The following is a 12,976-nucleotide window of genomic DNA, read 5'->3' on the forward strand; positions in this document are numbered from 1 at the left end:
CATATTAGGAAAAGTATGAATCCTGTCGTTATATCAGTGTGCGTCATGCTCGTGTTAGCATTGATGCGCGTAAACGTGGTGGTTGCCCTCACGTTTAGTGCCATCGTAGGCGGCCTAGTCGCAGGCATGAGCCTTGGGGATACGGTTGCCGCATTTGAAAGTGGTCTAGGTGGCGGTGCAACTATCGCGCTAAGCTACGCCATGTTAGGTACTTTCGCTGTTGCCATCTCGAAATCAGGCATCACGGATCTACTGGCCAAAAGTGTTATCAAGCGCTTAAATGGTAAAGAAAACTCGGCGTCAACTACCGGGTTAAAGTACGCCGTGTTGGTGGCATTAGTGCTTGTCACGATGTCATCTCAGAACGTAATTCCGGTCCATATCGCCTTTATTCCAATTTTGATTCCACCTCTTTTGGGCGTATTCGCGAAACTTAAGCTCGACCGACGTTTGGTCGCGTGTGTTCTTACCTTCGGTTTGATCACACCTTACATGATCTTACCTGTTGGTTTCGGCGGTATTTTCTTAAACAACATTCTATTAAAGAACCTACATGACAACGGTTTGGAAAACGTGGTTGCAAGCCAAGTCCCAACCGCCATGTTACTGCCAGGTGCAGGCATGCTGTTTGGTCTATTACTGGCTATCTTTGTTAGCTATCGTAAACCGCGTGTCTACAAAGAAACTGAGTTGACTGTCGTTGACGAAACCGATCATGTCATCAATAAAAAGCACATCTTAGTTGCGGCACTTGGTATTGTCGCTGCATTGGGTGTTCAGCTTTACACGGGTTCAATGATTATCGGTGCTCTAGCTGGCTTTATGGTGTTTACTTTCGGCGGCGTTATTGCATGGAAAGAGACGCACGACGTGTTCACTAAAGGTGTACACATGATGGCAATGATTGGCTTCATCATGATTGCAGCGGCAGGTTTTGCAGCAGTAATGAAGCAAACTGGCGGTGTTGAAACACTAGTACAATCGCTATCAACCAGCATCGGTGACAATAAGCCTCTAGCTGCACTACTGATGCTGATCGTTGGTCTATTAGTAACAATGGGCATTGGTTCATCGTTCTCTACGATTCCAATCCTTGCAACTATCTATGTTCCTCTTGCGCTAGCATTCGGCTTCTCGCCGATGGCAACGATTGCACTGGTAGGTACTGCAGCTGCGTTAGGTGATGCAGGCTCTCCAGCTTCTGACTCTACATTAGGCCCTACATCTGGTCTAAATGCCGACGGTCAACATGAGCACATTTGGGAAACAGTCGTTCCAACCTTTATCCATTACAATATCCCTCTAATCATCTTTGGTTGGATTGCAGCAATGGTGCTTTAATACTATTGTTTGGATGGATATACATTTAGTTACGAAAAAGCCGCTCAATGAGCGGCTTTTTGTTATTCATAACTGAGGTTATTGCGCTGGCATATTGTCAATAATACGCTCACGAATCAGCTTCAAGGTTGGTTCTGTCGACAGGTAATCGATGGCAATCGGAAAATAAGCGTCGTTAATTTTAAGAACCAAGCTAGGGTAAGAGTTCACACCTAGGCTCTTTGCAAGGCTCAATTGATCTTCGAACACACCCTCTAAGAAAGAGCCGTCCATATCATTCTTGAATTGCTGAACATTCAAGCCAATTTCTCTCGCTAGTTGCAAGTGAGTGGCTTCTTCATGAGGAGGCATCGCACGTAAGTAATACGCATGCTGAATCGCTTCTAGCATCTGCTCATAAGAATCTTGAAAGCCCGCTGCAATAACCGCACGACAAGATTGGTAAGTGCTTCTAACTGGCGTACAAAGCTTCCAGAAATCGTAGTTAAACTTAGTGCCTAACTGGCGCTCAATCTGCTTCCAAATACCTTCGAGTTTTTGTTGCATCTCGGGCGGCATCGGTAAATTAGTATCTGGCGCAAGACCACCAACCACATACTCAAACTGAATCACACCTGGCAGTTGCTGTTTTAGTTTATCCAGCGTTGGTTTGTAACCCCAACACCAACTGCACATTGGGTCATGCACGTAGTAAAGCTTTATGTTCATTCCACTAACCTAAAAAGAAAAAGGAGCCAGTACGGCTCCTTCGTATTCTATCGCTAAATGTGAGTATTTACGAATTACTCAGCTTGATCTTCAGCGCGCGCTGCTGCTTCTTTGATTAGAGGCTGCAGTTCACCTTTTTGGAACATTTCTAGAATAATGTCACAACCGCCGATAAGCTCACCTTCAACCCATAGTTGAGGGAAAGTTGGCCATTGCGCGTACTTTGGTAACTCAGCACGGATATCTGGGTTTTGCAGAATGTCTACGTAAGCGAACTTCTCACCACATGCCATTAGTGCCTGTGACGCTTGAGAAGAGAAACCACAGCTAGGTAGTTTCGGTGATCCTTTCATGTACAGCAGGATTGAGTTTTCAGAGATCTGCTGTTTGATTTTGTCGATAGTTTCCATCGCTTCCTCATTCATGGGTTTGAACTTTATTTATTTGCCACATTCTACTCAATAACGACAGAATAAAAACCATATAATTAATAAGGCTTAATTTTAGGTTGCTCATTGGCGAGCAATGCAGCACTTCACCACTGCTAACCTCTTAAAATATTTTCATATCGGGGTTTTAATAAAGTAAAAACTTGCTAAAATACTTAGCAAGTCAGCCTTAAAGGCGACATAGCTATAAAAAAACACTGGAAGCAATCGAAAGGTCATCCTTTCAAATCAATGGAGAATCGAGTAATGGCATTTGAACTACCAGCTCTTCCTTACGCGAAAGACGCACTAGAACCACACATCTCAGCAGAGACTCTAGACTACCACCACGGTAAGCACCACAACACTTACGTTGTTAAGCTTAACGGTCTTATCCCTGGTACTGAGTTCGAAGGCAAAACTCTAGAAGAGATCATCAAGACTTCTACTGGTGGCGTATTCAACAACGCAGCGCAAATCTGGAACCACACGTTCTACTGGCACTGTCTTGCTCCAAATGCGGGCGGCGAGCCAACTGGCGCAGTTGCAGACGCAATCAACGCAGCATTCGGTTCTTTTGAAGAATTCAAAGCGAAGTTTACTGATTCAGCAATCAACAACTTCGGTTCTTCATGGACTTGGCTTGTTAAGAAAGCTGATGGCTCTCTAGAGATCGTTAACACTTCTAACGCTGCTACTCCTCTAACAGAAGAAGGTACAACACCACTTCTAACTGTTGACCTATGGGAACACGCGTACTACATCGATTACCGTAACGTACGTCCTGATTACATGAACGGCTTCTGGGCTCTAGTAAACTGGGACTTCGTAGCTGAGAACCTAGCGAAGTAATATACTTCCCCCTAAGTTCAATTTAGTCTTATTCAAAAGCTCGCTATTTAGCGGGCTTTTTTGTTTCGCCTTCCCTAGCACCTTTAAATAATTCCCTCTTTTACTAAAGTTCTTCTTATCCACGCCGTTAAAAGAGCATCGAGCGAGGAACATCATGCAAATTCATACTTTAGACAAAGCTGCAATTATCAACGAACTTCAGTTCGGTAATGGTATTAACCATGCCGTACACGACGGTCGTCGTGCGGATTTCTCGCTGATTCTGTCTATGTTCTCTAATGATGTTCGCGATGTAGTCCCGGTTGAAGAGGTCCAGGAAGTCATCACCAGTGACAGTATTCTTCGCCAACAATTGGGTTTATCGCAACCTCAAGCTCTTCGTTCTGATAGCAGCAGCTATGAACTCGCAGCTGAACAAGCGAAACAGTTTCACGATGCAGGATTGCCTTCCGCAAAGCTGAGCCATTACCTAAAACCAGATGCGCTGACTTACCTGCCTGAAGACACATTCAACCTACCAGAAGAGGTTTATCACAACCTATCTGGTCATGAGCGACGCAGATTGGGCGAACGCAACAAACAACTGATCCCAGATGCTGGGCTATATAATCAGCTAGTGACGGCTCAACGTCAGCATCAAATTCAAGCTAAAGCATAGAGATCCGCTTTTTATCCAATAGCTTGCAATACCTACACGTCAGAAATGTGACATCTTACAAATTACCGCACAATAGTCCTCACTCGAAAGCGTTAGTTTGAAGCCTTTCACACTGAACCCAACGAATTTCAACCATGCTATTAGCACAAACCACTGGTGTATTGTTTTTCACATATGGATACAGTGAAGGTGCTATGGATATCAAAGAATCAATTATTCTCGTCACGTCTGCAGGTTCGGTTATAGGAAGAACCTGTGCAAATCACTTTGCTCACCTTGGAGCAACTTTGATTCTTTGTGACCAAAATTCTAGCGCTTTGAGAGCGAGCTATGAGCAAATCAGCGCTTTCACTGACAAAGTGTATGCGATGAATGTGTGTAGTGATAACACAACGTCCATTAACTTATTGTTTGACCAGATAGAATCACAGCTACGTGCGACACCAGATGTGATTGTTAATTGCTGGACCAGCTCCCCTATGCCTGGCTTAATGGCGCCAGAACCAATGAGTACTTACATTGATCACTTGTCGTCTGCGGCACGCTTCCTTTATACCTACGGCCAAGTAGGAGCAGAGCGCTTTCGAGCCAGAAACAAGAAAGGCGTCATTGTTAACGTCATTTCTCATGACAACCATGAAGACTTTACGGGAGTTGAAAGCATGGCGGCGTTGGTGTCAGGTTTTACTCACAGCTGGGCAAAAGAACTCACACCATTCAACATTCGAGTGGGCGGCGTTATTCCCTCGGTAAATCATACAAAAGAGGAGCTCAACGAGAGACACTGGGCTGAGATCCAAGACGAACTAGTCCGCAACACAGCATACATCGTCGCGAATGAATACTTCAGTGGCCGAGTAGTTGCGACCGAAGTGTAAGCATACACAGCAACTCTGTTTTCCCGAGCCAGATGTAACTCCTGCACCAAAATAAAAAAAGCCCCAGTCACTTGACTGGGGCTTTAACCTTTTCCCGATTAAGGTTCCGTGCTAGCGAAAACCTTGCTCACTCGATTTTTTAATTACGCGTCAGCTTTTTCTTTCTTTGCTTTAGGTGCTGCTTTTGCTGCTTCTTGGTCTGCTTTCTTCTTGATAACAGTTGTACCTTCGAAAGTTTCGCCTTCAACAAATGCTTTACCGTAGTAAGAAGCCATCAACACATCTTTAAGTTCGCTGATTAGAGGATAACGTGGGTTCGCACCAGTACATTGGTCATCGAACGCTTCTACCGCTAGCTCATCCAGTTTCGCTACGAAATCTGATTCAGCAACACCTGCCGCTTGGATAGACATTGGGATGTCTAGGTTAACTTTTAGTTCATCCAACCATGCTAGTAGACGTTCAATCTTCTGAGCAGTACGGTCACCTTCTTGGCTTAGGCCTAGGTGGTCAGCAACTTCAGCGTAACGACGACGTGCTTGTGGACGGTCGTATTGAGAGAACGCAGTTTGTTTAGTTGGATTGTCGTTCGCGTTGTAACGTACCACGTTAGAGATAAGTAGTGCGTTAGCTAGGCCGTGTGGCAAGTGGAACTCAGCACCCAGTTTGTGAGCCATTGAGTGACAAACACCTAGGAATGCGTTCGCAAATGCAACACCAGCGATAGTAGCTGCGTTGTGTACTTTCTCACGAGCGATTGGGTCATTTGCACCGTTCGCATAGCTTGATGGTAGGTACTCTTTTAGCATCTTAAGTGCTTGAAGAGCTTGGCCATCTGAGTATTCGTTAGCAAGAACAGAAACGTAAGCTTCTAGAGCGTGAGTTACTGCATCGTAACCACCAAATGCTGTTAGAGACTTAGGCATGTTCATTACTAGGTTCGCATCAACGATTGCCATGTTTGGCGTGATTTCGTAGTCAGCTAGTGGGTATTTAGCACCAGTCTTGTCGTCAGTAACAACCGCGAATGGAGTAACTTCTGAACCAGTACCTGAAGTTGTAGTGATACATACAAGCTCAGCTTTTTTACCCATTTTAGGGAACTTGTAGATACGTTTACGGATGTCCATAAAGCGCATTGCTAGTTCTTCAAAGTGAGTTTCTGGGTGCTCGTACATTACCCACATGATTTTCGCTGCATCCATTGGTGAACCACCGCCTAGCGCTAGGATAACGTCAGGTTGGTAGCTAGCCATTTGAGCCGCACCTTTTTCTACTACAGACAGTGTTGGGTCAGCTTCAACATCGAAGAATGTTTGAACTTCCATGCCTTGAGCTTTTAGTAGGCTTACTACGTCATCTGCGTAACCGTTGTTGAATAGGAAACGGTCAGTTACTAGGAATGCACGTTTCTTACCTTCTAGGTCGCCCAGTGCGATTGGAAGGCTACCACGACGGAAGTAGATTGACTTAGGTAGTTTATGCCACAACATGTTTTCAGCTCGCTTCGCTACAGTTTTCTTGTTGATTAGGTGTTTAGGACCTACGTTCTCAGAGATAGAGTTACCACCCCAAGAACCACAACCTAGCGTTAGAGATGGCGCAACGTTGAAGTTGTACAAGTCACCGATACCGCCGTGAGTAGTCGGGATGTTGATTAGGATACGAGCTGTCTTCATCTTGTCACCGAAGTAACGGATACGGTCAGCGTTAGTATCTTGGTTAGTGTAAAGACCAGATGTGTGGCCGATACCACCAATCTCAACCATAGTTACCGCTTGAGCAACCGCGTCTTCGAAGTTGTCAGCACGGAATAGACCTAGAGTTGGAGATAGTTTCTCGTGAGCGAATGCGTCATCGTGAGATACTTTGCCCAGACCTTCACCAACAAGAACTTTAGTGTCTGCTGGAACTTTAACGCCTGCCATTTCAGCGATTGCTGCTGCTGGCTGACCTACGATTTTCGCGTTTAGCGCGCCATCGATAAGAAGCACTTTACGAACTTTATCAGCTTCTGCTTTGCTTAGGACATAAGCTTTGTGAGAAGCAAAACGCTCTTTCACTTCGTCGTATACTTCATCAACTACGATTGCAGCTTGCTCAGAAGCACATACTACACCGTTGTCGAAAGTCTTAGACATAAGGATAGAAGCAACAGCACGTTTGATGTCTGCTGTTTCATCGATAACAACCGGAACGTTACCTGCACCTACACCGATTGCTGGCTTACCAGAAGAGTAAGCGGCTTTAACCATGCCTGGACCACCAGTTGCAAGGATAAGAGCGATGTCATCGTGTTTCATTAGAGCGTTTGAAAGCTCAACAGAAGGCTGGTCGATCCAACCGATGATGTCTTTTGGTGCGCCTGCTGCTACTGCTGCATCTAGAACGAGTTTAGCTGCATCGTTAGTTGAGTTTTTCGCACGTGGGTGTGGTGAGAAGATGATACCGTTACGAGTCTTCAAAGAGATTAGAGATTTGAAGATCGCTGTAGAAGTTGGGTTAGTCGTTGGTACGATACCGCAGATGATGCCTACAGGCTCAGCGATAGTCATAGTACCTAGGTTGTCATCCTCTTCTAAGATGCCACACGTTTGTTCGTCTTTGTATTTGTTGTAGATAAACTCAGAAGCGAAGTGGTTCTTGATTACTTTATCTTCAACAATACCCATACCAGATTCTTCTACCGCTTGTTGAGCTAGCGGGATACGGGCCTGGTTAGCTGCAAGCGATGCTGCACGAAAGATTTTATCTACTTGCTCTTGAGAGTAAGTAGCGAACTCTTCTTGCGCTTTCTTAACGCGAGCAACCATTGCATCTAGTTCAGCCATATTAGTTACAGGCATAGGGAATCTCCTAAAATTAACAAATATTAAAAACTTTTTACTAAGGCTATTACTTATCGTTTTTACTGTTTATCAGTCACTTAGAAAACAAACGTCTTAGTAAATTGCTTTCAGGACTGAGTATAATATTTCAGAGTGTGAAAAAAATTGACTTGGATCAGTTCTCACCACCTAAATACTACCAAAGTGGTGCCTCATCACACCAAAATGACATAAATCACTGATAAACAAATAAATTAACTTTCATTTTTTATTGAGTAAAAAAGAAGCAAATGGACAAATAAATAAAAGAAACTACAACAACCTGTAAAAAAGTTTCATTTTTGACCAACAAAATTACATGTAGGCCCAATTCTTTGTGCTACTGAGAGTATATCGAACCGAATACATCTCTCTACAAACCACCTTGGTTTTTATCAAAAATGTGCGAATGTTAACGTTTATGTAAAACAGTGCAATTTATCAGCAACCTTATACGTAACATTTCCTTTCCAGATTAGATACAGTTTATTAAAGAATTAGTTTTTCTCACTTAAATGGCAGGGAATGCGTTAGTTTTTTTCATTTCTTACAACCTAACTTTTGCCTTACATTACGCCCAAATTACCCCTTCTCCTTTTCACTAATGTGAACTTTGATGAGTACGCAACATGCAAACTTTTGAACTTGCTATCTTCTTGCAGTTTTTTCTCGGTTTGGTAGCCGCAGTAAACCCTGTTGGTATCATGCCTGTGTTTGTGTCACTAACCGGGCATATGACACCAGACGAAAAGCGCAATACGGCAACAACAGCAAATGTGGCTGTTGCGATCATCCTGATCATTTCGCTTTTTGCTGGTCAGTTACTGTTAGACATGTTCAGTATTTCTCTGGATTCGTTTCGTGTCGCTGGCGGGTTGCTATTACTTAGCATCGCATTCTCGATGATGAGCGGTAAACTGGGGGAAGATAAGCAGAACAAACAAGAGAAAACGGAATACGTCAGTCGTGAACAGATTGGTGTGGTCCCTCTTGCAATGCCTTTAATGGCAGGTCCTGGTGCAATCAGTTCGACTATTGTTTATGGTGCACGCTACCCAAGCATGTTCGATACCGTGGGCATTAGTATTACGATTGGTTTGTTCTGCCTTTGTTCATGGCTATTATTCCGTTCTGCCCCATTGATCGTACGATTTTTAGGTCAAACTGGAATCAACGTCATTACTCGTATCATGGGTTTGATATTGGGCGCGCTTGGCATAGAGTTCATTGCGAATGGCTTACGCAACTTATTTCCAGGATTAGCCTGAGTTTCTATAAAATTGTATGATAGAGCGATTCAACAATGGATCGCTTTGTCATGACGACTGACTCTCTTAAACATACTCTATATGTCACCATTTTTGGTACTCATACCAAAGCTGGTAAAACGTTCGATATTGCTCTCATTATCGCGATCATCAGTTCGTTAATCGTACTGGTGTTAGATTCGATACCCTCCGTTCGGGCCGAGTGGGAAAAAGAGCTGAAGTTTATTGAATACACATTTACTGGCCTATTCACGATTGAATACCTTCTAAGGCTTTATTGCTCTCCTAAACCTGCCGCCTACGCAAAGAGTTTTTATGGTGTCGTCGATTTACTTGCGATTTTGCCCACTTATTTAGCACTCTTCTTCCCATCCGCTTCGTTTATGGGTGTGATCAGGGCGCTGCGAGTGATGCGAATATTCCGCATACTCAAGTTAGTCCGATACCTCCAAGAGTCCAATATCCTCTTACGTTCACTGCTTATGGCGCGCAGAAAGATTTTTATCTTCTTTAGTTCCGTCGCCATTATGGTAACGATTTTCGGCTCGTTGATTTTTATCATTGAAGGACCTGAAAACGGATTTACTAGCATTCCTAAAAGTATTTATTGGGCGATCGTGACCATCACAACGGTTGGGTATGGTGACTTGGTCCCTCAAACAGACCTGGGTAAAGGGCTTGCATCACTCACCATGTTACTGGGTTATTCCATTTTGGCGGTACCTACAGGTATTTTCACTGCCGAATTACACCAAGAGATGCAATCGCACAAAGTATTGGTGAAATGCCCAAACTGCTCCCACGCAGGGCACGACTCTGACGCAATTTACTGTAAACATTGTGGTAGTGAACTGGCCGATCCAGACAAAAGAGTCGTTCGAACAGAAGACGACGCATGAAAAAAGAGCTCCCTAAGGAGCTCTTTTATTTTGTCATCAAATAAAGGATTGATGTGATTATGCTTTCTCAGACAGAATAATTCGCAGAGTACGACGCAATGGCTCCGCAGCACCCCAAAGCAGTTGGTCACCAACAGTGAAAGCATTTAGGAAATCATCACCCATTGCCATCTTACGTAGACGACCCACTGGTACAGACATTGTGCCCGTAACTTTTGCCGGCGTTAGCTCTTGAGCAGTGATGTCACGGTCGTTAGGAATCACTTTCACCCAATCGTTATGAGTGGCGATGATTTCTTCGATTTCGTCCATTGGTACATTTTGTTTAAGCTTGATAGTAAGTGCTTGAGAGTGACAACGCATCGCGCCAATACGCACGCAAGTACCGTCAATTGGAACAGGTGAACTTTGAGAACCCAAAATTTTATTCGCCTCAGCGCCCGCTTTCCACTCTTCTTTACTCTGACCATTATCGCGCTTCACATCGATCCATGGGATCAACGAACCAGCTAGTGGCACACCGAATTTATCGGTAGGGAAAGAGCCGCTGCGCATTGTATCCGCGACTTTCTTATCAATATCTAGGATAGAGCTTGATGGGTTTGCAAGTTCAGAGCTAACAGAGTCATTGATAACGCCCATTTGCGAGATCAATTCACGCATATTTTGCGCACCAGCGCCAGATGCGGCTTGGTAAGTCATTGCGCTTGTCCACTCAACAAGGCCTTTCTCAAATAGACCACCTAGCCCCATTAGCATTAAACTAACCGTACAGTTACCACCGACAAATGTGTTCGTGCCACCGTGGATGCCTTGTTGGATTTGCTTTAAGTTCACTGGATCAAGTGTGATGATCGAATCTTCAGCCATACGTAGCGTAGAGGCCGCATCAATCCAGTAGCCTTTCCAACCAGCCTGACGAAGTGCAGGGAAAACTTTTTCTGTGTAGCTACCACCTTGACAGGTGATTACCGCATCAAGCTGTTTTAAGCTTTCAATATCATACGCGTCTTGCAGTAAGCCTGCGTCTTTTCCTAAGTTAGGAGCAGGAATACCAACTTGAGAAGTACTGTAGAATACTGGTTCGATTAGGTCGAAGTCTTTCTCTTCAACCATACGCTGCATAAGGACTGAACCAACCATACCGCGCCAACCAACTAAACCAACTCTCATCGTATTAACTCTCCATGTATTAAAAAACCTACCCCATAGTTAATTTTTCACAGCAAAATCTCAACCCCTATTTTGTAAATAAGCGCGTTTTTTAACCTTTTCCTCTGAAAAACCGGGTTACACGAGATTTTTTAGTGTTTGGTTTGCGGTTTTAACCATTTTTCAAGTAGGGAAAGCACTTTAGCCCCCTAATTGGTCTTACCACTCAATGAGAAAATAACACATGAAGCACAATAATTTCACATTACACAACATTTAAAACCAAAAAAATTAAAACAAACTAACAGTTAATTTCACAAGCAAACGTTTTTACCGACGAACATCAAGATAAAACACCAAATGTTCGAAATATAATTTTTGTTAATGTATGTTATGCGCGATTACAACAAGGAGCGCCTTCCTCTATTGCTCCAAGATTGACAGAGGCACATATGAAGCAAGTTACACCACGCCTACCAAGCTTGATACAGGTATTTATCTCGCTCGGTTTATTTCTCCTGCTGGCATTTTCGTTCACAGCCAAGCTAGACCTACCGATTCAGCTAGCGCTATACATCGGTTGGTTCATTGTCATGATATTGGGCATAAAGCTTGGCCATCAGTATAAAGATCTGGAAAAAGCAGCACTAAATGGCATTTCCAATGGACTTGGAGCCGTTTTAATCCTTTTGGCCGTTGGCGCGCTTGTAGGTACTTGGATCTCTGGTGGTATTGTTCCAACCATTATTTACTACGGCCTTAAAGCAATCCACCCTTCCATCTTTTTGCTGGCGACCATGATCATCTGTTCATTGACTGCGCTAGCGACTGGCACATCTTGGGGTGCGGCTGGCACGGCAGGTATTGCAATGATGGGTATCGGTCAAGGTCTTGGTGTTCCTGCGCCAATCACTGCAGGTGCCGTACTTTCAGGCTGTTACTTTGGTGACAAAATGTCGCCTCTATCGGATTCAGTAATCCTTGCTTCATCTATGTCTAACGTTGAAGTGATGGAACATATTAAAGGTATGTTGCCGATAGCACTCATTAGCTACATTATTACAGGCATTATGTTTACTGCATTTGGCTTCCACTACGCAGGTCAAGTTGACATGAGCCAGGTAGACTCTGTCATTAAAGCGATGGAACAGCAGTTCTACATCACCCCTTACTCATTTGTTCCTGTGATCATCGTATTGTCACTTCTAGCGATGCGTATGCCTTCATTCCCAGTGATCAGTTTTGGTTCTCTGCTAGGTATTATTTGGGCAGTGATGATCCAAGATGTCGATTTCCTAACCGCGTTCAACACGGCTTGGGCTCCGTTTGCAATCTCATCTGGCGTAGATTTCATTGACTCAATCCTTAACCGTGGCGGCATGTCTTCAATGCTTGGGTCGGTAGCGGTTATCGTATTCGGCCTTGGTTTTGGCGGTCTACTAGATAAAGTAGGCGTGCTAGAGACTATCGCGAAGCTGTTTGAAAAACGCGTTCAAAGTGCAGGTTCATTGGCAACAAGCACAATTGGTACGGCCTTTATGGGCAACGTATTTGGTTCAGCGATGTACGTTTCACTTATTCTGACCCCAAAAATCTGTGCGAAGAACTATGACCGTCTAGGCTACAAACGTAAGAATTTGTCTCGTAACGCAGAATTTGGCGGCACGCTAACCTCAGGTATGGTCCCTTGGAGTGACAACGGTATCTACATGGCCAGTATTTTGGGTGTTGCTACACTGTCTTATGCCCCGTTCATGTGGCTGAGTTTTGTATGTATCATCGTAACGATCTTCACTTCTTACATGGGTTGGTTTGTTGATAAGTGCGAACCAACAGCAGAAGCAGTTGAAGAAGCTGAAGGCGAATTAAAGCAGCAAACCGCTTAACTTCGCAGAGATAGGAAGAACCTCCCTTCCGAATTCAAT

Annotated in this window: 11 protein-coding genes; 7 read left to right on the forward strand and 4 right to left on the reverse strand. The window is 44.1% G+C overall.

Features of this window, described 5'->3' with window-relative positions:
• Positions 1–15 precede the first annotated feature (15 nt).
• Positions 16–1,341 (forward strand): Na+/H+ antiporter family protein, encoded by a 1,326-nt coding sequence (locus tag R8269_RS15290; protein ID WP_017821192.1) that lies wholly within the window; start codon positions 16–18, stop codon positions 1,339–1,341.
• Positions 1,342–1,419: 78 nt separating this feature from the next.
• Here R8269_RS15290 and R8269_RS15295 read toward each other — a convergent pair whose 3' ends face one another.
• Together R8269_RS15295 and R8269_RS15300 are read right to left on the reverse strand one after the other, a co-directional pair.
• Entirely contained in the window at positions 1,420–2,049 is a 630-nt protein-coding gene (locus tag R8269_RS15295; protein ID WP_005384890.1) for a DsbA family protein, read from the reverse strand.
• A gap of 74 nt (positions 2,050–2,123) precedes the next feature.
• Entirely contained in the window at positions 2,124–2,459 is a 336-nt protein-coding gene (locus R8269_RS15300) for a Grx4 family monothiol glutaredoxin (protein WP_017635833.1), read from the reverse strand.
• A 285-nt stretch (positions 2,460–2,744) separates the two neighbouring features.
• On the opposite strand from R8269_RS15300, the gene sodB reads away from it, so the two are divergent.
• The 3 genes from sodB to R8269_RS15315 all read left to right on the forward strand — a co-directional run bounded on the left by sodB (position 2,745) and on the right by R8269_RS15315 (position 4,865).
• Positions 2,745–3,329 carry a superoxide dismutase [Fe] gene (sodB, locus tag R8269_RS15305; protein ID WP_005396533.1) on the forward strand — a complete coding sequence of 195 codons (585 nt, stop codon included), beginning with the start codon at positions 2,745–2,747 and terminating at the stop codon, positions 3,327–3,329.
• A 154-nt stretch (positions 3,330–3,483) separates the two neighbouring features.
• Positions 3,484–3,987 carry a VC2046/SO_2500 family protein gene (locus R8269_RS15310; RefSeq protein WP_005380733.1) on the forward strand — a complete coding sequence of 168 codons (504 nt, stop codon included), beginning with the start codon at positions 3,484–3,486 and terminating at the stop codon, positions 3,985–3,987.
• A gap of 134 nt (positions 3,988–4,121) precedes the next feature.
• Entirely contained in the window at positions 4,122–4,865 is a 744-nt protein-coding gene (locus tag R8269_RS15315; protein WP_005380732.1) for an SDR family oxidoreductase, read from the forward strand.
• A 143-nt stretch (positions 4,866–5,008) separates the two neighbouring features.
• Here R8269_RS15315 and adhE read toward each other — a convergent pair whose 3' ends face one another.
• Positions 5,009–7,711: a bifunctional acetaldehyde-CoA/alcohol dehydrogenase gene (adhE, locus tag R8269_RS15320; RefSeq protein WP_005380731.1), complete on the reverse strand. Its 2,703-nt coding sequence runs from the start codon at positions 7,709–7,711 to the stop codon at positions 5,009–5,011.
• Positions 7,712–8,361: 650 nt separating this feature from the next.
• Between adhE and R8269_RS15325 the strand changes: the two genes are divergently transcribed.
• Positions 8,362–9,000: a YchE family NAAT transporter gene (locus R8269_RS15325; protein ID WP_005380729.1), complete on the forward strand. Its 639-nt coding sequence runs from the start codon at positions 8,362–8,364 to the stop codon at positions 8,998–9,000.
• A 35-nt stretch (positions 9,001–9,035) separates the two neighbouring features.
• Positions 9,036–9,899 carry an ion transporter gene (locus tag R8269_RS15330; protein WP_005380728.1) on the forward strand — a complete coding sequence of 288 codons (864 nt, stop codon included), beginning with the start codon at positions 9,036–9,038 and terminating at the stop codon, positions 9,897–9,899.
• Between the two features lie 57 nt (positions 9,900–9,956).
• On the opposite strand, the gene asd is transcribed toward R8269_RS15330, so the two are convergent.
• On the reverse strand, positions 9,957–11,072 hold the full coding sequence (gene asd, locus R8269_RS15335) for an aspartate-semialdehyde dehydrogenase (RefSeq protein WP_005380727.1): 1,116 nt from the start codon (positions 11,070–11,072) through the stop codon (positions 9,957–9,959).
• A 431-nt stretch (positions 11,073–11,503) separates the two neighbouring features.
• Between asd and nhaC the strand changes: the two genes are divergently transcribed.
• Positions 11,504–12,937, forward strand: coding sequence for a Na+/H+ antiporter NhaC (gene nhaC / locus R8269_RS15340; RefSeq protein WP_005380726.1), 1,434 nt, complete (start codon positions 11,504–11,506; stop codon positions 12,935–12,937).
• Positions 12,938–12,976 lie beyond the last annotated feature (39 nt).

The sequence above is a fragment of the Vibrio sp. Vb0667 genome (assembly GCF_033391095.1).

Coding starts and splice junctions, on each gene's coding strand:
- R8269_RS15310 (WP_005380733.1), top strand. CDS start 3,484: ATGCAAATTCATACTTTAGACAAAGCTGCAATTATCAACGAACTTCAG.
- R8269_RS15330 (WP_005380728.1), top strand. CDS start 9,036: ATGGATCGCTTTGTCATGACGACTGACTCTCTTAAACATACTCTATAT.
- R8269_RS15295 (WP_005384890.1), bottom strand. CDS start 2,049: ATGAACATAAAGCTTTACTACGTGCATGACCCAATGTGCAGTTGGTGT.
- adhE (WP_005380731.1), bottom strand. CDS start 7,711: ATGCCTGTAACTAATATGGCTGAACTAGATGCAATGGTTGCTCGCGTT.
- asd (WP_005380727.1), bottom strand. CDS start 11,072: ATGAGAGTTGGTTTAGTTGGTTGGCGCGGTATGGTTGGTTCAGTCCTT.
- sodB (WP_005396533.1), top strand. CDS start 2,745: ATGGCATTTGAACTACCAGCTCTTCCTTACGCGAAAGACGCACTAGAA.
- R8269_RS15300 (WP_017635833.1), bottom strand. CDS start 2,459: ATGGAAACTATCGACAAAATCAAACAGCAGATCTCTGAAAACTCAATC.
- nhaC (WP_005380726.1), top strand. CDS start 11,504: ATGAAGCAAGTTACACCACGCCTACCAAGCTTGATACAGGTATTTATC.
- R8269_RS15325 (WP_005380729.1), top strand. CDS start 8,362: ATGCAAACTTTTGAACTTGCTATCTTCTTGCAGTTTTTTCTCGGTTTG.
- R8269_RS15290 (WP_017821192.1), top strand. CDS start 16: ATGAATCCTGTCGTTATATCAGTGTGCGTCATGCTCGTGTTAGCATTG.
- R8269_RS15315 (WP_005380732.1), top strand. CDS start 4,122: ATGCTATTAGCACAAACCACTGGTGTATTGTTTTTCACATATGGATAC.